Genomic DNA, 21,631 nt, shown 5'->3' with positions numbered 1-21,631 from the left:
TCGGCGCCCGTGGCTTGCGGCAATAAGCTCGTCAGCATGACAGAGCGCGTCGGGATCGTCGTCCGCACCCGGCAGCGACCGGACTTCCTGCGACGGGCGCTCGTCGACATCTCCGCGCAGACGTACGACAACTTCCGCGTCATCGTCGTCAACGACGGGGGAGGCCCCGCCGAGGTCGACGGCGTCGTGACCGCCTCCGGACTGGACGCGGTGACGGTCCGTCACATCGCGCCCGACGAGGGCGGACGCTGCGTCGCCGCGAACCTCGGCGTCCGCGACGCGGGAACGGAGTACGTCGTGCTGCACGACGACGACGACCGCTGGCATCCCGAATTCCTTGCCCGCACCGTGAAGTGGCTCGACGCCACGCCCGCCGACGCGGCCGTGGCGGTGCCGACGGAGATCGTCTACGAGGAGAAGCGCGGGGGAGCGTGGATCGAGGTGGGGCGGGCGCCGTTCTGGGCCGGAATGCAGCGCATCTCCCTCACCGAGATGCTCAGCGTCAACCGTGCGGTTCCGATCTCGGTGCTCTACCGCCGCGCCGTTCACGACGATGTCGGCCCCTACGACGAGACCCTCGATGCCGTGGAGGACTGGGACTTCTACCTGCGCATCCTCCGGTCGGGCCGTATCGGCTTCCTTCCCAGTGAAGCGCTCGCGTTCTGGACGCAGCGACCGGATGCCACGGGCCTCGACGCGAACAGCATGTTCGCGTTGACCGCCGAGCACGCGGCCGACGACGCACGCGTGCGCGACCGTGCGCTTGCGGAGTGGGTGAGCCGGGAGGGTGTCGGGCTGCCGCTGTACCTCGCCTCGCTGCACGAACAGACGATCACGCACATCGACGCCCGGGTCGCCGAGCTCGAGCGGACTCTGCACCAGCGGATCCAGGATGATCTGCGCCGCGAACTTGACGCGCACCAGCCGGTCTGGTCACGACTCCGACGTTTGCGTCGCCGCGTCAGCGGACGGTGACGGCGACGGCGTCGCCGGTTCAGCAGTGACGTCAGCGGTGCGATCATTCATACTGATCGCGTGAAGCACGTCACCGCCGCCGTCCCCCGCCTCTCCCGGCGCCCTCGAATCATGCTTTCCGGGGCGGCCCTCGCGGGGCTCCTTCTGCTATCGGCCTGTGCCACGCCGGGAGGATCGGCGGTTCCCACCCCCTCTCTCGACGCGTCCGGGTCCGCGTCGGCCCCCGCGTCGCCGACGCCCACCCTGGAACCCTCGCCCGGCGTGAGTCCTGAAGCGACACCTCCGACCGACGAGCCGTTCAACGGTCAGATCCTCATCGTCACGTCGGAGGTTCGCGACGGTCGGCTCGAGGTCACGGCGATGGTGCCGCAGGTGGCGGAGTCTGGCGGCCTCTGCACCCTGACGGTTCCGTCGACCGGTGCCAGCGTCACGACCCAGGCGAGCGAAGGCAAGGAGGTCACCTACTGCGGCGTGATGTCCGTCGAGGCCGTCGAACCTGCTGAGGATCTCGCCTTCACGGTGTCCTATGAGTCGTCGACGACGAGGGCCGAATCGTCGCTCACGACGGTCGAGCCCGCCGCGTGACCCGCGCGACGGCCGTAGGTCGGCGCGTGGCGGCGTTCGTCGCCATCTGGGCGTGCGCCTTCGCGGTGCTCGTCGCCCTCCCCGCCACCGTTTCGCCGACATCCTCGGCATCGGCCGCGAACGCCGCGGACTGGAACGCGGGCAACATCATCGACGACGCGGTCTTCTACGACAGCAACGCGATGAGCTCGGGCGAGATTCAGTCGTTCATGGACCGTCAGGTGCGCTCTTGCCAGTCGGGCTACACCTGCATCAAGGACTACCGCCAGAACACGGACAACAGACCCGCCGATCGCTACTGCGACGGCTACACCGGGCGCCCGAACGAGAGCGCGTCGACCATCATCGACCGCGTCGCTCGCTCCTGCGGCCTCAGTCAGAAGAGTCTGCTCGTGCTCCTGCAGAAGGAGCAGGGCCTCATCACCTCCACGTCGCCGTCGGCGTGGAACTACTCGGCCGCCACCGGACAGGGCTGCCCCGACACCGCCCCGTGCGACGCTTCGACCTCCGGGTTCTTCTACCAGGTGTATTACGCGGCGCGGCAGTTCGAGATCTATCGGCTGTCGCCCACCTCGTGGGGCTACCAGGCGGGCCGGTACAACAACATCCTGTACAACCCCAACGGCAACTGCGGAACCCAGCGCGTCTACATCGAGAACCAGGCGACGGCAGGGCTCTACATCTACACCCCGTACGTTCCGAACCAAGCAGCGCTGAACAACCTCTACGGCACGGGTGACGGCTGCTCGGCCTACGGCAATCGCAACTTCTGGCGCACCTTCACGGACTGGTTCGGGTCGACGCGGTACACGCCGCCGCGGCCGCAGTATGGCGTGGACCCCTCTGTCGTCGCGGTCGACAGCTCCGGCAACGTGTTCTCCTATCCGTTCAAGAACGGGGCCTGGGGTGATCGCGTTCAGACCGCGGCAGGAATCAGAACCGGCGAAAGTCCCATTGCGGTCGGGGACTTCGACGGTGACGGGCGACGCGACCTCGTCGTCGTCGACAGCGCCAAGGCCGTCTGGCTGCGGCCACTTCAAGCTCGGACCGGCGACCTCTCACCACGGCGGATCGACGTCGACTGGTCGACCACGGTATTGGTGACGGCGGCGAGCGATGCTGACCTCGACGGTGTCCCGGATGTCTACACGACAACGGCGTCGGGTCTTCTTCTGCTGTGGGAAGGCACCGGTTTCGGCACGTTCGCGCCCGCGCGTGTCGTGGGAAGCGGGTGGAGCGGATTCACCGCCCTTGTCGGCGGTGCCGACATCACCGGAGACGGTCGTCAAGACATCGTGGCTCGTGACGCCGCTGGAGACGTGTGGCTGTACCGGGGAGATGGCACGGGCGGTTGGCAGGCTGGTCGCACCCAGATAGCGACCGGGTGGGGCGCGATGCGCAACATTCTCACGCCGGGGGACTACACCGGCGACGGAGTCGCTGACATTCTGGTGGTCGATCAAGACGGTCTCCTGTGGTCGTATGCGGGGGACAACTCCGGCCGGTTCGTCCGCGGCGGGGCACCTGCGGGCACGGGATGGTCGATCATGAGCGTCGTCTCAGGCGAAGGGCCCACCCCTGGGCGGCCTCGGCCTTTTCCCGGTGGTTCTGGAGATCTCACAGGCGACGGTCTAGCGGACGTCGTGGCCGTTTCGGCGCGAGGTGGTCTGAGTGTGTACTCAGGTGACGGGGGCGGCGGATGGAAAGCGCCGGTTGCGGCATTGCCGCGATGGGGTACAGCCCGCGTTGTGCCGCTCGGCGATTTCACCGGCGACGGATTCGCCGATCTCGGAAGGATCGGCGACGATGGCGTGTTTCAACTGTGGAAAGGGCGGGGGGACGGAACGTTCAACGGTCCCACAGTGATCGGCAGCGAGTGGCAGAACCTGTCGTTGGTGACCGGCGGAGTCGATTTCGACGGCGATCGCCGCGTCGACATGGTCGGCAGGGATCGCACCGGCGTCCTCCGTCTTTATCGCGGTGACGGAAGCGGCGGGTGGCTCTCCGGCTCGGGCAGCGGCGTCGGTACGGGATGGTCGATCGTCACCTCCCTGTCTGCCGGGGGCGACCTCGACGGCGACGGGCGGAATGACCTGCTCGCCCGTCGGACAGACGGCACCCTCTGGTCCTACGGAACAGACGGCCGTGGGTCTTGGGGGGACGTCCGACAGATCGGAACCGGGTGGAATGCTTTCGAACCCGTGTGGGGAGTGGGGAACTTCGATGGCTCGGCGGGACCTGATGTCATGGGTCGCACGGCCAGTGGCGATCTCGTTCTCTACCGAGGCGATGGCGCCGCGGGATGGCGCGGGACCGGCACGCTCGTCGGAACGGGATGGAACGTCATGCGGGAGATCCGCTGACCTGCAGATACGCCCGAAGGCGCTGCCGGTGATCTCCCGTCACAACGAAACCATCGTCGCTCAGTTCAAGGACGCTGTTGCGGGGACGCGGAGCGACCGGGCCTGCGGCGCCGGCGAAGTACGCCTCCGTGCTCACTCCGGTGACGCGATCCGGGTCGTGCCCCGTGAGCTGGAAGACATCTCGAGCGATGTCGTACCATGAACAGGGTTCTCCGTCCCCGGTCACGTTATGGACGCCGTATGGTGCGCCCCGTTCCGTGACGGCGCGCACGGTCGCCGCGAGGTCGCGCGTGAAGGTGAGGCGCCCGAACTGGTCATCGACGACACGAGGATCGATGCCGCGCTCCGCCAGCGAGACCATAGTCTGCACGAAGTTGGCACCATCCCCGATGACCCAGCTCGTGCGGAGAATGTGATGCCGTGGCACGGCGGACACGATCGCGTCGCTCGCGGCTTTGGTCTGACCGTAGACGCCGAGCGGTGAAAGGGGATCTCCGGCCGCGTAGGCCCCGATCTTCGAGCCGTCGAAAACGTAATCGCTGGACACGTGCACAAGGGTGATCCCGTTCGAAGCCGCGATGCGGGCCAGAGCAGCCACTGCGGTCACATTCGCGGCCCACGCCTCCGCCCGCCCCTCCGGGGTCTCAGCGAAATCCACCTTGGTGAACGCCGCGGCGTTGATGATCGTTCCGTAGTCGCGCCACCGTCGCGCGGTGTCCAGATCCGATGAGGTCAGGTCGAGCTCGGCGCGTGTCGCGTACTCGATCCACGGGCGCTCGCCGAACTCCTCGCGCACCGCTCGACCGAGCTGACCGTTGGCTCCCGTGACGAGGATCTTTTGCGGCGGCATGGGGACGACGTCTCTCAGGCGCGGGTGGTTCTTGTCTTTCTCGCTGATCTCCACCTCGTCGAGCGGAATGGGCCAGTCGATCGCGGCCGTCTCGTCGGCGAGATTCAGGAACGTGTACGTCGTCTTGGGCGACCAATGGTCGTTGACGAGATAGGTGTATGCGGTGTCCGGAGCGAGAGTCTGATACGAGTTGCCCACGCCGCGCGGTACGAAGATCGCCATCGATGGGTCGAGCTCTGTGGTGAAGACGGCTCCGAAAGTGTCTCCCTCGCGCAGGTCTACCCATGCACCGAAGATGCGGCCGGTCGCCACCGAGACGTACTTGTCCCAGGGTTCGGCGTGGATCCCGCGGGTAGTCCCGATTGCGTCGTTGAAGGAGATGTTGTTCTGCACGGGGTTGAAGTCGGGGAGATCGACACCTGCGGCGGTCATCTTCTCGCGCTGCCAGTTCTCTTTGAACCATCCGCGCGCATCGCCGTGGACGGGGAGGTCCAGCACGATGAGTCCCGGGATAGGGGTTTCGCGCACGGAAAGGCGCTTGCCGAACTCAGTGGACACCGTGGTCACTGCCCCTTGCTCGCGTAGAACTCTTCTACGCCGTCCTTCGACGGGGCCCACCAGGCCTCGTTGTCGCGATACCAATCCATGGTGGCCGCCAGCCCCGACTCGAAATCGCCGTAGGTGGGTGTCCAGCCGAGTTCGGTCCGCAGCTTCGTGGAGTCGATGGCGTAACGGAGGTCGTGACCCGGGCGGTCGGTGACGAGGTCGTACGCATCGGTAGGCTGCCCCGCGATCTGCAAGATCAGTTCGACGACGCTCTTGTTGTCCTTCTCGCCGTCAGCGCCGATGAGGTAGGTCTCGCCGATCTCGCCCTTGTCGAGGATGGTGAGCACCGCGGATGAGTGGTCGTCGGCGTGGATCCAGTCGCGCACGTTCTCGCCCGTTCCGTAGAGCTTCGGGCGAATTCCACGCAGGACGTTGGTGATCTGGCGGGGAATGAACTTCTCGACGTGCTGGTAGGGGCCGTAGTTGTTCGAGCAATTGCTGATCGTCGCCCGCACCCCGAACGATCGCACCCATGCGCGCACGAGAAGATCGGATCCGGCCTTGGTGGACGAGTAGGGCGACGAGGGGTTGTACGGCGTGCTCTCGGTGAAGCGCGACGGATCGTCGAGTTCCAGGTCGCCGTAGACCTCGTCAGTGGAGATGTGATGGAAGCGCACATCGTGCTGGCGGGCCGCCTCCAGCAGGGTGTAGGTGCCGATGATGTTGGTATCCAGGAACGGGCGAGGGTCGTGCAGCGAGTTGTCGTTGTGCGACTCCGCGGCGTAGTGCACGACGACGTCCGCTTCAGCGACGAGTGGGTCCACCACGGAGGCGTCGGCGATGTCCCCGACGACCAGTCGAACCCGTTCAGCGGGCAATCCCGCCAGGGACGCCTCGTTGCCGGCGTAGGTGAGCTTGTCCAGCACGGTCACGGTGTGGTCGGTGTGTGCGATGACGTGGTGCACGAAGTTGGAACCGATGAAACCGGCGGCACCGGTGACGAGAAGACGACTCATGCGGCTAAGGCTATCGAAGAGCGAACTCACCCGCCGCGATGCCGGATTGGTTGGCGGTGGGCGATAGGGAAGACTGTGCCTCATGCGCGGAATCATTCTGGCGGGCGGCACAGGCTCGCGGTTACACCCAATCACGCTGGGTATCTCGAAGCAGCTCGTGCCGGTCTACGACAAGCCGATGATCTACTACCCGCTGTCGACGCTCATCCTCGCGGGGATTCGCGACATCCTCATCATCACGACGCCGCAGGACTCCGAGCAGTTCCAGCGTCTGCTCGGCGACGGATCCCGCTTCGGCATCTCTCTGACCTACCGCGTACAACCCTCGCCCGACGGTCTGGCACAGGCCTTCCTGCTCGGCGAGGAGCACATCGGGACGGAGTCGGTGGCCCTGGTGCTCGGCGACAACATCTTCTACGGGCAGGGCATGGGTACGCGACTGCGTCAATACACCGAACTCGACGGCGGTGTCGTCTTCGGCTATCGCGTGGCCGATCCAACCGCGTACGGCGTCGTCGAGTTCGACTCTGACGGGCGCGTCGTCTCCCTGGAAGAGAAGCCGGTCGTGCCGAAAAGCGACTATGCCGTCCCCGGTCTCTACTTCTACGACAACGACGTCATCGAGATCGCCAGCGAGCTCACCCCGTCACCACGTGGCGAGCTCGAGATCACGGACGTGAACCGCACCTACCTCGAACAGGGGCGACTCCGTGTCGAGCTCCTCCCGCGCGGAACCGCGTGGCTGGACACGGGGACCTTCGACTCGCTCAGCGAGGCGACGGAGTTCATCCGAACGGTGGAGAAGCGCCAGGGGTTGTCGATCGGCTGCCCCGAGGAGGTCGCGTGGCGGATGGGCTTCCTGAGCGACGATGAATTGCGTCAGCGCGCCGAGCCGTTGGTGAAGAGCGGATACGGTCAGTACCTGCTCAAGGCCCTTGCACAGGGAAACATCGACGGCCCCCTCTAAGCTCACCGGTGGTCTGCGTGCGGTTGAGGCCCCTGCCGCACCCGAGAGAATCACGGGATGTTCCGAGGGGCTGAACTGGAGCAAGCGTTGGTTTTCCCCCCCGATGGGCGACGGCTCGTCGTCTACGTCGTGTACGACCGGCGCGGCGGTGTCGACGACTACGTGGTCCATGCCCTTCAGGGGATGCGCGACCATGCGACCCACATTCTGGTCGTCATCAACGGGAAACTCTCCGATGACGCCCGGCGGCGTCTGGAGCCCGCGGTCGACGAAATCCTGCTGCGTGAAAACACGGGTTTCGACATCTGGGCGCATAAGGACGCCCTCGACCACCTGGGCCCGCAACTCGTCGAGTTCGACGAGATCGTGCTCACGAACGACACCTGGTTCGGCCCCGTCCGCCCGTACGGACCGGTCTTCGACCGCATGGACGCCCTCGACACCGACTTCTGGGGGATGACCGACCACGCCCGGGAGGAGCCCAACCCCTTCACGGGCGAGGGTGTGCTGCCGTATCACCTGCAGTCATTCTGGATCGCGGTGCGCCGGGACATGTTCATCTCGCCGCGTTGGGAGCGCTACTGGCGCGAGCTGCCCGAGATGCCGTCGTACTTCGACGCCGTGCTCAAGCACGAGACCATCTTCACCGAGACGTTCGTGGAGGCCGGGTTCGCGTCGGCTGTCGCTTTCGCGTCCGACGATTACCCGACCGACCACCCGGCGCTCTTCAACCCCACGTTGCTCATAGACGACGGCTGCCCGTTGGTGAAGCGTCGCCCGTTCTTTCATTGGCCGCCGTTCCTCGATCGGCATGCGGTGATCGGGCGCGCGGTGCTCGAGAAGGTGCAAGCGAGCGGCTATCCGACGTCGTTGATCTTCGAGAACCTCGCGCGGACAGTCCCGCCGAAGGTCGTGACCACCAACCTCGCGTTGCTCGACATCCTCCCGCGCACCGTGGTGACGGCATCCGAAGACCCGGCATCCCTGCGCGTGCTCGTTGTGATCCACGCGACCGGGGTGGCCTCGGTGAGTCCGCTTGTGGAGCGGCTGTCGTGGTTCCCGGCGCCGGTCGAAGTCATCGTCACCACCTCCGACCCTGCGCTGGCCCCGGCCATCGAGGAACTGCTGGTCAGGCACGGACAGAACATCTCCGCCGGTGAGGTGCGGGTCGTGCCGTCGGCGAACGGCCGTGACATGAGCGCCTTCCTGATCGGCTGCCGGGATGAATTGCTGAGCGACCGCTACGACGTCTTCGTCAAACTTCACGACCGTCTGCCCACCCGCCGCGGGAGGACCGTGTCGGAGTACTTCCGCCGGTACACACGCGACAACCTCGTCGGAAGCCCGGCGTACATCGCGAACCTTCTCGCGCTGTTCGTGCGTGAGCCGGGGTTGGGGGTCGTCCTCCCCCCCGTCATTCAGACCGGCTACGCAACGACAGGCGAAGGTTGGTCCTGGTATCGCGGCATGGGTCAAGACCTGGCAGACGATCTCGGTATCCGTGTTCCGCTGGACGGGATCACCCCGCTGGCGCCCTTCGGTGGCATGTGGGTCGGGCGCCCCGAAGGTCTTCGTCCGTACCTCTCGGCGAAGTGGACGTACGACGACTTCCGTGATCGGTCTCGCGAGCTCGTTCCGGACATGCAGCGGCTGCTCGAGCGTCTCGTATCGGTCGCGGCGGGGGAGCAGGGCTTACACGCGCGGATGGTGCTGGACGCCGAGCACGCGAGCCTCACGCACCTGTCGACGGAGTACAAGATCGACCAGCTCGCGGTCAACCTGCCCGGGTACCCCATCGAACAGATCCAGTTCCTCCATCGCGCCGGCTGGATGGGGACGGCAGGAGCCGTGGCGTTCTTCCGCATGTACATGAAGACCAATCACAACAAGGTCGTTCAACGTCTCGATCCGATCATGCACCCGTTCGGTCAGGGGGCCCGCGCTGTACTGCGCCGCGTGCGCGCCGCCGCGGCCGCGGGACGCACTCTGGTGAAGGGAGTCCGCTCGTGAGCGAAACCGAGGTCGCGCCGGCGGTCCCCTTTCCCGCAGACGGCCGCCGACTGATCGTTTACACGATCTTCGATCGCCGCGGTGAGGTCGAGGATTACGTCTTGTACGCTCTGGACGCCCTCCGCCAGCATGCAGATCACATCATCGCCGTGGTCAACGGTGTGCTCACCGACGCGGCCCGCGAACGACTGGCGCGCGCCGCCGACGAGATCATCGAACGCGAGAACGCCGGGTTCGACATCGGCGCTCAGCGGGCCGCGCTGACACACCTCGGTGACCGCATCGCGCAGTTCGACGAGATCGTCTTGACCAACGACACCTGGTTCGGCCCGGTGCGTCCTTTCGCCGCGCTCTTCGATCGTATGAACGCCCGTCCCGTGCACTTTTGGGCGATGACCGATCACACCGCCGAGGACCACAACCCGATCACGGGCAATGGCACGCTGCCCTATCACTTCCAGTCGTTCTGGATCGCCGTTCGGCGGGGGATGTTCCAGACTGAGCGGTGGCGGCGCTACTGGCGCGAGTTGTCTGAGATCTCCACCTACACCGATGCGGTAGTGCGGCACGAACTCGTCTTCCACAACACGTTCACGGGGAGCGGGTTCACGGGGGAGGTGGCGTTCTCGTCCGACGACTACGACGTTGTGAACGCCTCGTTGTTCGCCCCACGCGCCCTCATCGAGGACGGCTGCCCGCTGCTGAAACGGCGCCCCTTCTTGCACTGGCCGCCGTTCATGGATCGTCACGCGGTGATCGGTCGATGGGCGCTGAAGGCGGCGGCGGACGGCGGCTACCCGGTCGAGATCGCGCTGTCGAACCTCGCCCGCAACGTCGCGCCGAAGGTCTTGAACGCCGACGCCGGGCTCATGGACGTCATCGGACCCGACCACCCGCCCTACGATCCGGCCCTGGCACTGCGCGTCGTGGTCATCGCTCACATCTTCTACGACGAGATGACCGACGAGATGATCGAGCGGGCGAATACCCTCCCTGGTACGTACGACCTCATCGTGACGACCCCCGACGCCGATCGAGCGCGCCGCATCGAGACACGGATCGCGACCCTCCCGGGAGATCGAGGCGAGGTGTCGGTGCGCGTGGTCGATTCCAACGACGGCCGCGATCAGAGCGCATTCCTCATCGGATGCCGGGACGTGCTCCTTTCCGACGCCTACGACCTCGTCGTCAAGCTGCACAGCAAGAAGACTCCCCAGGATGGGTACAACGTCGGCACGCACTTCCGCGAGCAGCAGTTCCTCAACTTGCTGAACGACGAGGAGCACTCCTCCCGTGTGCTGGGGCTGTTTCAGCGCGAGCCGGGACTCGGACTCGCCTTCCCACCGATGATCCACATCGGCTATCCCACCCTGGGGCGGGCATGGTGGTCGAACAAGCCCGGGTTCGAGCGGCTGGCCAACGAACTCGGTGTCCGGGTTCCGCTCGACGACGTGTCGCCGCTCGCGCCATACGGGTCGATGTTCTTCGCACGTCCGCAAGCGCTGCGGTTGCTGGTCGAGCACCCCTGGAGATACTCCGATTTCGGCGGCGCGGAGGCGTACCACGACGGCGGGCTGGCGCATATCCTTGAACGTATGCCGTCTTACGTGGCCGGCGAATTGGGTTTCCACAGCCGGACGATCGTCACCCCCGTCTATGCCGCGGTCAGTCATACGGCGCTCGACTACAAGCTCGATGAAATGGCTGGCACGACGCCGGGATACGCCTTCGAGAAGATCGACCGGTTGCGGGCGCTCGGATTCGTGGGCACCGGATCCGGCAAAGATTTCCTCCGGATGTACATGCGTCTCAACCACATGGGCGCCGTGCATCGGTTGAGGCGGTTGATGGACCCGACCAAACGCCCCGGTCAGTTGATCGACCGGGCCGTGCGCGGGCTGACAGAACGACGAAAGAAATCATGACGAGAAACCGAGAATGGCAGCGATGAGCGAGGAGAGCGTGGCGCGATTCGCCCGCATCTCCGCAGCTCCCTACGCGGTCGTCGATGTGACCGGCCGCCGCACCAGCGGTCGGCTCGGCAAGATCGGCGAGATCCTCGGTCGCCGAGACCTGTTGAACCTGCTCGTGCGGCGCGACCTGCAGGCGCGCTACAGGGACAGCTTCCTCGGATTCCTGTGGACAGTGATCCGTCCACTCATCCAGTTCCTCATGTACTTCATCGTGCTGGGACAGTTCCTGCGGGCTGCCGAGGGCATCGACAATTTCGCTGTCTATCTGTTCTCCGGCCTCACGCTCTACGTCTTCTTCAACGACATGGTCTTCGGCGCCACCGGCTCCATTCTGCAAAACGGCGGGCTGGTGAAGAAGATCTACCTCCCGCGCGAGATCTTCCCCCTGGCGAGCATCGGCGGAGCGGGGTTCATGTTCCTCGTCCAGCTCGCGGTCCTCGTGGTCGCTGCGATGCTGTTCCGCGCTCTGCCCGAACCGGTTGAGATGCTGTGGTTCTTCCCGTCGGTCATTCTCATCACGATCTACGGTCTTGCCATCGGTCTGCTCCTCTCCGCACTCAACGTCTATCTACGCGACATCCAGTACCTGACGGAGGTCGTGTTGATGCTCGCGATGTGGGGCGCGCCCATCGTCTACTCCTGGCGCATGGTGCAGGACGTCATCATCCGTTTCGAGCTGCCGGAGTGGGTTCTGGATGTTTACGCGGCGAATCCTCTGACCATCGCTGTCCTCGGTTTCCATCGCGCCTTCTGGGGTGCCGGTACCGTTGACGATTACCCCGCGCAGCTGGGGTTGCGCATGCTCATCGCGGGCGTTGTCGGACTCATCCTGCTGGTCATCTCCCACCGCGTCTTTACCCGGATGCAGGGCAACTTCGCTCAGGAGCTGTGATGTCTGATATCGCCATTTCCGCGCCGGACATCGTGCGCCTGACCTCCGTCTCAAAGCACTTCCGCGTGCGAAAAGACAACAGTCTCAAGGACCGGGTGGTTCACCTCGGTCGTCTCGGCAAGTCGTTCCGTCGCGATTTCGTCGCCGTCGACGACGTGTCGCTCGCCATCCAGGCAGGCACCACGGTGGGCCTGCTCGGCGCGAACGGCTCCGGAAAGAGCACGCTGCTGAAACTGATCGGTGGCATCCTCTCGCCGTCGACCGGCTTGGTGGAGACGCGGGGACGAATGGCCGCGCTCCTCGAGCTGGGTGCCGGCTTCCACCCCGACCTCAGTGGTCGTGAGAATGTGTATCTGAACGCTTCCATCCTCGGAATGACGCGCGAAGAGATTGATCGTGAGTTCGACAACATCGTCGAGTTCAGCGGCATTGGTGACTTCATCGACACCGCTGTGAAGTTCTACTCATCGGGCATGTACGTGCGCCTCGCCTTTTCGGTTGCCATTCACACCGATCCCGATGTGCTGTTGGTCGACGAGGTGCTCGCCGTGGGAGACGAGACGTTCCAGCGGAAGTGCATGGACCGTATAGCCGAGTTCCGGGCGCAGGGTCGGACCATCATCCTGGTCACGCACTCGGCTCAGCAGGTCGCCGAACTTTGCGATCGCGGAATCGTTCTGAAGGACGGCGCGGTGGTCTTCGACGGCGAGACGCGTGCCGCCATCGGCGCACTTCGCGACGTGCTCGAAGGCCGACGCGTCGGCGAGGCTCCGCCGGAGCAGACGATTCATCCGATCCAGGTGAAAGGGGTGGAGCTGCTTCATGCAGACGGCACCCCCACCAAATCGGTCGACGAGGGGGATGCGCTCACCATCCGTGTGCATGTGGACTCGATGAAGCCGATCGAGCGGTGGGAACTCGGATTCAGCATCGACACCCCGCTGGGGCACATGGTGCTGGCATCGAACACGGAAATGATCGGACACCGTCTCGACCCGATCGGTGGACCAGTCACCGTCGACCTCCGCATCGATGCAATGCACCTCGGCGCGGGTCAGTACTACGTCAATGCCAATGCTGCGGGCGTCAGCGAGCCCAGCAGTCATGGTCTCGCGCAAGCGGCTTTGTTCACCGTGCGAACTCTTCAGGATGTCTCAGTAGGTACGGTCGCGGCCGCGGTGTCCGTTGACAGCGACCGAGTGGCCTGAGGCGATTCGCTCGAGGGACGTAGCCGCGGAGCGCGCCCGTGCATCAGCTCTCGGCCGGCGGGCCGTCGCTCCGACGTCGTCGGCTGCCCACCGCCGCGGTGGGTTCGTGGTCGTGGCGTTCGAGCCCGGTTGGGTCCGACCACTCGGTCCGCGAGGCCGCGGCGTCGGAGGCGTGGGCGAGAGGTAGCAGGGCGAGAGCGGCTAGCGCAAGCGAAAAAGCCACGGTGCCGATCGTGATGACGACCATGGGGGTCGGCCCCACGGGCCACCACCACTCCGCGAAAGTGCCAGGATCCAGAGCTGTGCCGTCCAGACCAGTTGTGTATCGCCGTACGTTCGTGTAGATCGCGAAGGCGAAGGCGACGGCGAGAGCGACCGCGGCGGACAGCCGGCGGAATCGTGTCCACTGGCGCTCGGTCGCGGCGCCGACGGACGCCACACCGAGGAGGATCACGATCAGCGGGAGAATGTACCGCGGCTGCACCTGCGTGCCGACGACGGCACGCGATTGCGCGAGAAGAATGAACGGCACCGCCCAGAGCGCGGCGAGTGTCACCAGCAGGGCGCTCGCTTCACGCCAGTTCGGCCGTCGGATGCCGATGAAAAGCACAGCGCTCGCGACGACCGTCGCGCAGACCGAGACCACCGAAGGCATGGGAGTGTCCAGCCATCCCAGTCCCCACCCACCCAGCGCGCCCGTCCACAGGTTCGGGACGTTCATCGCGTTGTCGATGAGCTGAGACCTCGTGAGCGGAGGGTTGTCGCTCGGGAGGCCCGATACGAGCGAACCGCTCTGGCCGGCGCTCAGGTAGAAACCGACACCGATGGCGCCGACGACGAGGAACGTGAGGAGCGGCACCAGCGACCGCTTGAGGCTGCGGACGCCGAGGAGAAGACCGACACCCGCGCCGAAGATGGCGAACGCCCCCGCGTCGGCGCGCGCGCCTGCACCCATGACCGTTCCGATCACGGCGAGCAAGGCCAGCAGCAGGCGCCTGCGACCCGTTGTCTGCGTCGCTCCGAATACGCCGATCCACACCGTGGCTGCGGCCAGGAGAGCCCACGACGACGGATTCGTCGACGCGTACACGAATATCCCCAGGGGAATGGCTGAGGCGATGACCGAGAGGATGAGCGCAGGGCGCAGACGCCGAGGCAACGCCCAGAAGGCGACGGTGATCAATCCGACCGCGATGAGCGAGTTCGCAAACCGCATGGCGACGACAGATGCCTCGACGTCGGGACTGGCGAAGACGCCCATAGCTCCGTAGAAGACGGGCGGATACAAAGGGCCCGTGTTGACGCGGTCGGCCTCGAACAGGCCCGGGGTGTCAGGATTCCAGCACTCGCCACTGTCGTTCGCCAGAAAGGCGTAGCAATTCGTCGTCGCGAGGGGAGTCGGGACCAGCTTCGTCGACGGATTGCCGGAGTCCTCGCAGAGGTCCGCTCGATCGCCGAGTCCGCACCAGATCGAGGGGAGATGGAAATCGTCGTCGGGACTCGATCCGACGGGTGAGGCGAGAGACCATGACCACAGCGCCACCAGCATCAACAACGGGATGAGCCAAGGTGAAACCGCGCGAAAGACGGTCGAAGAACGGCGGAGCACGCGTCGATCCTACGGGGGTCGCACAGACCTGCCCGGTAGACTCAATACCTATGTCTGCGATTTCTGAGCCCGCCTCGGCGGCTTCCGCACGCATCGATCCGTCAGCCGACGTCTCGGGCTCGACAATCGGTGCGGGCTCCTCCGTCTGGCATCTCGCGCAAGTTCGTGAGGGCGCGGTCATCGGTGAGAACTGCGTCATCGGCCGTGGTGCTTACATCGGCTCGGGCGTTGTCGTGGGCGACGGCTGCAAGATCCAGAACTATGCCTTGGTCTACGAGCCCGCTCGTCTGGAGAGCGGAGTCTTCGTCGGCCCCGCCGTCGTGTTCACCAATGACACCTACCCGCGTGCAGTCAACCCGGACGGTAGCCCGAAATCAGCCTCGGACTGGACCCCGGTGGGGGTGACTGTGCGGGAGGGGGCGTCCATCGGGGCTCGAGCGACCTGTGTCGCGCCCGTGGTGGTCGGCCGTTGGGCGACCGTTGCCGCGGGCGCCGTCGTCACCAAAGACGTTCCCGACTTTGCGCTCGTCGCCGGAGTGCCGGCACGACGCATCGGGTGGGTCGGGCCCGCGGGCCTTCCGCTCGAGAAAAAGGGTGAATCGTGGGTGTGTCCGCGCACCGGCGCCCGATTCATCGAGTCCGACGGCGCACTCAAGGAGGAAACCCGTGCCTGATCTCATTCCCGCGGCTAAGCCCCTCATCGGCGACGACGAGCGTGCCGCCGTCGACCGCGTGCTGCGAAGCGGCATGATCGCCCAGGGCCCGGAGGTGGCGGCTTTCGAACGCGAGTTCGCCGCCCACTTCGTCGGTGGGCGCGAGACCGTCGCCGTGAACTCGGGCACATCGGGACTTCACCTGGGGTTGCTGGCGTGCGGCGTCGGTCCGGGCGACGAGGTCATCGTGCCATCGTTCACGTTCGCCGCCACCGGCAACTCCGTCGCACTCACGGGGGCGACCCCGGTGTTCGCCGACATTGACCCTGTCAGCTTCACCCTCGACGTCGCGAGCGTCGAGGCGGCAATCACCCCGCGGACGCGCGCGATCATGCCCGTTCACCTGTATGGGCACCCGGCCGACATGGTGAGGTTGGGTGCTCTCGCCGAGCGGCACGGCCTCATGTTGTTCGAGGACGCGGCACAGGCGCACGGAGCGAAATTGCAGGGACGACCGGTCGGCTCCTTTGGATCCTTCACCATGTTCTCGCTGTACCCGACGAAGAACATGACCAGCGGGGAGGGCGGCATGGTGACTGCGGGCAACCCCGAGATCGCGCGCATGCTGCGGCTCCTGCGCAATCAGGGCATGGAGCGGCAGTACGAGAACGAGATCGTGGGCTTCAACGCACGGATGACGGATCTACACGCAGCCATCGGACGCGTTCAGCTGACGAAGGTCGATGCGTGGACCCAGAAGCGCCGCGACAACGCGGCTTTTCTCGACGCCCACCTATCGGGAGTGATCACGCCAGTCGTGGCAGACGGCGCTCACCACGTCTACCACCAGTACACCGTCCGTGTCCCGGAAGGTCGCGACGGATTCGTGAGGGCCCTGCGCGAGGAGCATCAGGTGGGGAGCGGCGTGTACTACCCGATCCCGAATCACCGATTGCCGTCGCTCGCGGGCTACGCGCCCGGACTCGACTTGCCCCAGACCGAGCGCGCGGCGAGCGAAGTCGTCTCGCTCCCCGTGCACCCGTCGCTGAGCGACGATGATCTGGAACGCATCGTCGAAGCCGTGACGGCCGTGACGGGAGCGGGCGCATGACCGCCGTGTTGCGCGCCGGTCTGCTCGGACTGGGGATGATGGGGCGCCACCACGCCCGTCTGCTGCGCGAGATCGACGGCGTCGAGCTGGTCGCCGTGGCAGACCCGGCAGGCGACCCGCACGGTGTTGCGGGCGGTCTCACGGTGCTGCCCGATGTCGATGCGCTCGCAGCCGCCGGCCTCGATATCGCGGTGGTTGCCGTCCCGACGCGTTTCCACGCCGCGGCGGCCGGAGCGCTCGCCGAAGCGGACGTGAACGTGCTCGTCGAGAAGCCCATCGCCGACAGTTCCGAGGAGGGACAGGCGCTCGCCGATCTCTTCGAATCCCGCGGACTCGTTGGTGCGGTCGGTCACGTCGAACGCTTCAACCCCGCTCTCCAGCAGCTGCGCGCTCGACTTGCCGAGGGCGAGATTGGTGACGTGTATCAGATCGCCACCCGCCGCCAGAGCACGTTCCCGGCGCGTATCGGTGACGTCGGCGTGGCCAAGGATCTCGCGACCCACGACATCGACCTCACCGCATGGGTGGCACAGTCGCGGTATGCCGCGGTGTCGGCGCAGACGGCTTTTCAGAGCGGCCGCTCGTTCGAAGACATGATTGCGATCTCCGGTCGCCTGATTGACGGTGCTGTGGTCAACCACCTCATCAACTGGCTGAGTCCGATGAAGGAGCGCGTCACCGTCGTCACGGGTGAGCGGGGTACTTTCATCGCCGACACCGCGACGGCGGACCTCACTCTGCACCGAAATGGCACCGCGGCGCTGGAGTGGGAGTCGGTTTCCACCTTCCGTGGAGTCTCCGAGGGCGACGTCACGCGGTTCGCTTTTCCCAAGCGCGAGCCGTTGCGGGCGGAGTTGGAGGCGTTCCGTGATGCCGTGAACGGTGCGACGACGACGCTTTCGACGATGCGGGAGGCCGTCCACGTGCTGCGTGTCGTCGAAGCTTCGCTGCAGTCCGCCCACGATGAGGGGCGCCTCGTACGTACGACGGAGACGGCATTCGCCGGCTGACCTTATCCAGCGAAAGGCCTCCGGGGCGCACACGCGTCCCGGAGGCCTTTTCGTTTGTCTGATCGTCAGCGTGCGATGAAGGGCGCATGCTCCGGCGTGGAAGGCGTCGCCTGGATATCGAGTTGCAAAGCGCTGATGAGCAATTGCGTCCCCAACATGAGTGGAAGTGCCGCCAACATCACCGTCGCCGCCGTCGCGATGGCGGATCCGAGGATCTGGAAGAACAGCCAAGTCGTGACGACCAGTCCGAAACCGAGGAAGAGCAGCCCGAGGAACAACAACAGGGCGATGGGCGAGAACGACCACAATACGTAGCGGTACCAGATGCGGTGCCAGAAGCCGACCGTCAGACGGTGGAGGAGCTCGGGGATCACCTTGCCGAGCCGGATGCTGGAGACCTCGTCGCCGTACACCGCCGGGATGGGCACGTCGACGGCGGACACCTGAAGGATGTTGAGGTGGATGAGCAGGTCGTTCTCGAAGCTGTACCGCTTGGCTACCCGATCAAGGGGCACTCGGCGCAATGCGTCGGATCGGATGGCTGTGTAGCCGTTCTGCGGGTCGAACAGATTCCAGTACCCCGACGAAAGCTTCGTGATGAAAGACAGGGCGATATTGCCGAACACGCGGTAGCCCGGCATTCCCGTGAACGACTCGGGGGAATAGAAGCGATTGGCCTTGGCGAAGCCGTACCCATCCTCGACGACTCTGTCGAGGAGGGCGGGAAGATACTCCGGGTCCATCTGAGCGTCTCCGGCCATGATGACGTTGACGTCGCTGCCCAGCTCGAGCGCGGTGCGATGACCGGTGATGATGGCACCCCCGACGCCCTGATTCACCTCGTGACGAATGAGCGTGACTCGGCCGTCGTCTGCGCGAGTCACGGCACCACTGGTGTCGTCGGGGCTGCAGTCATCCACGATCACAATATGATCGACGAACGCCGGCATGGTCTCGATGACGCGGGCGATCATTTTCTCTTCTTTGTACGCGGGAACGACCGCGGCGACGATGGCGCCTTTATACATGCGTCGGAGAACCTTTCGGACGGGCGAACACCCAATAGCGATATGCGAAGTAGTTGCCCACGGTCGTAACCGCGACCGCGACGACTTTGCCCACCGCCCAAGACCACCCCACCGAGTCGGCGAGGGCGACGATCCCCGTGGTGAGCGCGGTGTTGAGGAGGACGAGCAGGGCGTAGCGGACAACGCTCGGAGCGACGGCGTCGCTCGCGCGGAAAGCGAACAGCCGCTGCAGCGTGTACGTCACGACGAAGCTCGCCAGGAAAGCCGTCGGTGTCGCGATAGCGAGCGGTACGCCTGCAACGTCGTACAGCACGAAGAGGAGTCCGAAGTCGAAGGCGAACGACAGTCCGCCCATGACGAGGTATCGGACGAGGCTCGACGACCAGATACCGGAGAAGACACCGCCGCGCGATGAGGGGGTCTCCGAGGGCATGGATTCTATTCTGCCAGCCTCATCGTGTCGCATGAGACGTCCCGCGGCGCGTCCGACGAGCCCTCAGAGCGGCGTCGAGGAGGGTGCGGGCGCGAGCATCGAAGGAATGCTCGGCGCGGATGTGCGCCGAGATGGCATCCAGGTCTCCCGTGGAGGGGAATGCGTCGTCCAGCTCGCCGGACAGCATGCCGATGAGCTCGGAAACCGTGTCCCACGTGCGCACGGCTCCGCCGAAGAGGCCGTCGATCCCCTCGACGTGGTCGCTGATCGCGCGACCGCCGGCCGCCACCACATCGAACAGGCGGTTGCCGATGAAGCCGCGTTCCTGCATTGCGGGCCAGTGGTCATTCAGCACCACTCCCGCAGCCTCGTACAGCGCCGGAAGCTCGTCATTGGCAATCCCCGTCGCGCGGATGCGAGACGCCGGGATCCAGCCGCGCCAGTCCGGTCCGATCACGTCGACCGGAATACCCGCGCGGATGGGCTCGACTACAGAGGGACGGAGGATCCCCCGCGCCGTGCCGACGAAAAGGATGTCGCGGCCCCGGTCGCGACCAGCGGGACGGAACCGAGTCGCATCCGTGCACTGGAGGAGAGGGTCGATTCGCATACCGAGCTCGTTGCCGGTAGCCCGTGCCCAGGGAGCAGACGCGGCGAAAACCCGGTCGAAGCCCCGCGTATCGGTGGCAGTGATCTGGTCGGGATGGCTGATGATCCACAGAAGCGAGACGCCGTATGGGGAGGCTTCGAGAGGCTCCGGTCCGCGGAGGGCCACGGTCACGTCGTCGAGATGACGTGTCGCGCGGTTCCGTGCCGCGTATGAGTCGATCACGACCTCCTGGCCGAGCCGGCGGAGTGCAGCCGCAAGAGCGCGAGCGAAATGGGTGTCGCCCCACCCCTCGGCGCGGGGGCCCACCGGTGCTGCGGTGCGTAGTGCCCACCGCAGCACCGGAACCGTCGTGCCGTCGGCGAGGGTTGATGATCGCGCCGGTCTACGGATGCGAGGCTGCGGCCCCTGCGAGACCCGCTCCCATCCCGCGCGCCGAACCAGTTCGTCGGCGTTGCCTTCGAGGGGGGCGGGAGACGGCGGACCAGCCGCCGAGCGCGTTCGAGACTCGACGCCGAGTGCGACGACGGCGGTGCCCGTCAATGCGGAGGCGGGATCGGCTCCCCGCAGCAGCGCGTCGATGTCCGATCGGCGGGTTGCGAACGTCGAGCCGGCGAGGGCCGGCACCTCGAGAGTCAGGGCATCGCCGAAGGGCGCGAGATCCTCGACCGGGTGACCGGCGAGAAAACGACCCTCGCCGGTCGAGCCGACCGCGGCGAGAGTGCCGTCTCCGTCCCGCCACACCGGGCCGATGTGCGTCTGGGCTGGCGACGCCCGCACCAGGGCAGCGAGACGCTCGGCATCCCGAGCGGTGAGCGTCTCGTTCGGTCCGCGGACGACGACGATGTCCGCCAGGGAGGAGCGGACGAGTTCGTCCAAGGCCTGGCTGGCGTCGTCGTGACGACGCCGACTGATGCGCACGCGAGGGGAGCCCGCAGCCAGCAATGACGCCAACATCCAATCCTCGGCCCGGTCGTCCATCACCGCGATGGCGGCGCCCTGGTGGGGCGTGGCGGCGAAGGAGACGGCTTCAGCGAGGGACTCGTCGAAGTCCCACTCCTCCGGTCCGAGTGCGACGATCATCTCGTACGCGAGCGGCGTCGCCCCACGAGTCGCAGCCACTTCCCCGCCTCGACGGGCGAGCTCGGTCGCTCCGACGATGACCCGCGACAGCACCGGCCACGGTGTGTCGGAAGGCGTGGCTCCCGGTCCGAGGGGAAGGGAGTGTGTTTCGCGGCGCCGCCATGCGTGGCCGAGGGGTCCACCAGGGGCATCCCACGCGTCGGGGTGTGCCGCGCCGTACGCCACGGCGTCCCACAGGGGACTCACCTGCAACCCCCGCGGATCGGCGACCAAGTAGGCATAGAGCGCGGGAACCCGCCAGGCCTCGGGGAGATGATCGCCCACCGCGGTGTCGACGAAGAGGGGCGACAGGCGCAGACCGCGTCGGTATCCGCCGGAGACGTAGAGGCGGACAGCCGCAGCCTCGCTCAGTGGGCGGCCCACCTGAGCGCGCACGTAATTCAGGTCGACGATGCCCGCCCGCTGGATCACGCGGGCCCACCAGACGCGGTCGGCTCGAGCGACGAGGGGCCTGAGGAACGGCAGGTCGCGCGCGGCGCGCACGCGCGAACGAAGAGCGGACAGCACCCTTCGACTATAGGCAGGCCGCCCGGTCACGCGTGCCGGTGACGGCGAGGACCTCCGGAGACCCTACGGGCTCAGGCCCTCGCGCACATTGCAGCGGAGGGGGCGGTAGCGACCGTCGGGGTCCAGGCCGCTCTCATCGCGGCGA

At 66.0% G+C, this 21,631-nt stretch carries 17 protein-coding genes; 11 read left to right on the top strand and 6 right to left on the bottom strand.

The genetic code is table 11. The features are described from left to right. Positions 1-36: 36 nt before the first annotated feature. The 3 genes from ASF76_RS12960 (at position 37) to ASF76_RS12950 (ending at position 3,923) form a co-directional block, all read left to right on the top strand. Entirely contained in the window at positions 37-975 is a 939-nt protein-coding gene (locus ASF76_RS12960; RefSeq protein ID WP_082485054.1) for a glycosyltransferase family 2 protein, read from the top strand. Between the two features lie 261 nt (positions 976-1,236). Then, positions 1,237-1,560 carry a hypothetical protein gene (locus tag ASF76_RS12955; RefSeq protein ID WP_055958478.1) on the top strand — a complete coding sequence of 108 codons (324 nt, stop codon included), beginning with the start codon at positions 1,237-1,239 and terminating at the stop codon, positions 1,558-1,560. Then, positions 1,557-3,923 carry an FG-GAP repeat domain-containing protein gene (locus tag ASF76_RS12950; protein WP_055958475.1) on the top strand — a complete coding sequence of 789 codons (2,367 nt, stop codon included), beginning with the start codon at positions 1,557-1,559 and terminating at the stop codon, positions 3,921-3,923. The genes ASF76_RS12955 and ASF76_RS12950 overlap by 4 nt, the downstream gene beginning before the upstream one ends. Here ASF76_RS12950 and ASF76_RS12945 read toward each other — a convergent pair. Continuing rightward, positions 3,904-5,331 (bottom strand): sugar nucleotide-binding protein, encoded by a 1,428-nt coding sequence (locus tag ASF76_RS12945; RefSeq protein ID WP_055960095.1) that lies wholly within the window; start codon positions 5,329-5,331, stop codon positions 3,904-3,906. The genes ASF76_RS12950 and ASF76_RS12945 overlap by 20 nt on opposite strands. A 5-nt stretch (positions 5,332-5,336) precedes the next feature. Next, positions 5,337-6,335, bottom strand: coding sequence for a dTDP-glucose 4,6-dehydratase (rfbB, locus tag ASF76_RS12940; RefSeq protein WP_055958472.1), 999 nt, complete (start codon positions 6,333-6,335; stop codon positions 5,337-5,339). Between the two features lie 82 nt (positions 6,336-6,417). Here rfbB and rfbA point away from each other — a divergent pair, with 82 nt between their 5' ends. The 5 genes from rfbA to ASF76_RS12915 are packed head-to-tail and all read left to right on the top strand — an operon-like array spanning position 6,418 to position 13,385. Further along, positions 6,418-7,302, top strand: a complete 885-nt coding sequence (gene rfbA, locus ASF76_RS12935) for a glucose-1-phosphate thymidylyltransferase RfbA (RefSeq protein WP_055958469.1) — start codon at positions 6,418-6,420, stop codon at positions 7,300-7,302. A 57-nt stretch (positions 7,303-7,359) separates the two neighbouring features. Further along, positions 7,360-9,312, top strand: a complete 1,953-nt coding sequence (locus ASF76_RS12930) for a rhamnan synthesis F family protein (protein WP_082485053.1) — start codon at positions 7,360-7,362, stop codon at positions 9,310-9,312. Continuing rightward, on the top strand, positions 9,309-11,237 hold the full coding sequence (locus ASF76_RS12925) for a rhamnan synthesis F family protein (protein WP_055958463.1): 1,929 nt from the start codon (positions 9,309-9,311) through the stop codon (positions 11,235-11,237). Before ASF76_RS12930 ends, ASF76_RS12925 begins: the two co-directional genes overlap by 4 nt. A 22-nt stretch (positions 11,238-11,259) precedes the next feature. Then, positions 11,260-12,177, top strand: a complete 918-nt coding sequence (locus ASF76_RS12920; RefSeq protein ID WP_055960092.1) for an ABC transporter permease — start codon at positions 11,260-11,262, stop codon at positions 12,175-12,177. Further along, positions 12,177-13,385, top strand: a complete 1,209-nt coding sequence (locus ASF76_RS12915) for an ABC transporter ATP-binding protein (RefSeq protein WP_055958460.1) — start codon at positions 12,177-12,179, stop codon at positions 13,383-13,385. Before ASF76_RS12920 ends, ASF76_RS12915 begins: the two co-directional genes overlap by 1 nt. A 43-nt stretch (positions 13,386-13,428) precedes the next feature. Here the strand turns inward: ASF76_RS12915 and ASF76_RS12910 are convergent, their stop codons facing one another. After that, positions 13,429-14,994: a DUF2142 domain-containing protein gene (locus ASF76_RS12910; protein WP_156459253.1), complete on the bottom strand. Its 1,566-nt coding sequence runs from the start codon at positions 14,992-14,994 to the stop codon at positions 13,429-13,431. A 50-nt stretch (positions 14,995-15,044) separates the two neighbouring features. Between ASF76_RS12910 and ASF76_RS12905 the strand changes: the two genes are divergently transcribed. The 3 genes from ASF76_RS12905 to ASF76_RS12895 are packed head-to-tail and all read left to right on the top strand — an operon-like array spanning position 15,045 to position 17,768. Beyond that, positions 15,045-15,668, top strand: coding sequence for an acyltransferase (locus ASF76_RS12905; protein WP_055958454.1), 624 nt, complete (start codon positions 15,045-15,047; stop codon positions 15,666-15,668). Beyond that, positions 15,661-16,758 carry a DegT/DnrJ/EryC1/StrS family aminotransferase gene (locus ASF76_RS12900; RefSeq protein ID WP_055958451.1) on the top strand — a complete coding sequence of 366 codons (1,098 nt, stop codon included), beginning with the start codon at positions 15,661-15,663 and terminating at the stop codon, positions 16,756-16,758. Before ASF76_RS12905 ends, ASF76_RS12900 begins: the two co-directional genes overlap by 8 nt. Continuing rightward, the gene (locus tag ASF76_RS12895) at positions 16,755-17,768 is read left to right on the top strand and encodes a Gfo/Idh/MocA family protein (protein ID WP_055958448.1); all 1,014 of its coding nucleotides are present in this window, start codon (positions 16,755-16,757) and stop codon (positions 17,766-17,768) included. Before ASF76_RS12900 ends, ASF76_RS12895 begins: the two co-directional genes overlap by 4 nt. Positions 17,769-17,833: 65 nt before the next feature. Here ASF76_RS12895 and ASF76_RS12890 read toward each other — a convergent pair whose 3' ends face one another. Genes ASF76_RS12890 through ASF76_RS12880 form a run of 3 tightly spaced genes read right to left on the bottom strand, consistent with a single transcriptional unit; the run spans position 17,834 to position 21,486 of the window. Then, positions 17,834-18,796, bottom strand: a complete 963-nt coding sequence (locus ASF76_RS12890) for a glycosyltransferase family 2 protein (protein WP_055958445.1) — start codon at positions 18,794-18,796, stop codon at positions 17,834-17,836. Then, positions 18,789-19,229 (bottom strand): GtrA family protein, encoded by a 441-nt coding sequence (locus tag ASF76_RS12885; protein WP_055958442.1) that lies wholly within the window; start codon positions 19,227-19,229, stop codon positions 18,789-18,791. The genes ASF76_RS12890 and ASF76_RS12885 overlap by 8 nt, the downstream gene beginning before the upstream one ends. A 19-nt stretch (positions 19,230-19,248) precedes the next feature. Continuing rightward, positions 19,249-21,486: a glycosyltransferase family protein gene (locus ASF76_RS12880; RefSeq protein WP_055958438.1), complete on the bottom strand. Its 2,238-nt coding sequence runs from the start codon at positions 21,484-21,486 to the stop codon at positions 19,249-19,251. Between the last annotated feature and the right edge of the window lie 145 nt (positions 21,487-21,631).

This window comes from Microbacterium sp. Leaf151, from assembly GCF_001424225.1.
Classification (GTDB): domain Bacteria; phylum Actinomycetota; class Actinomycetes; order Actinomycetales; family Microbacteriaceae; genus Microbacterium.
This window is presented reverse-complemented; position numbering and strand designations above follow the sequence as displayed.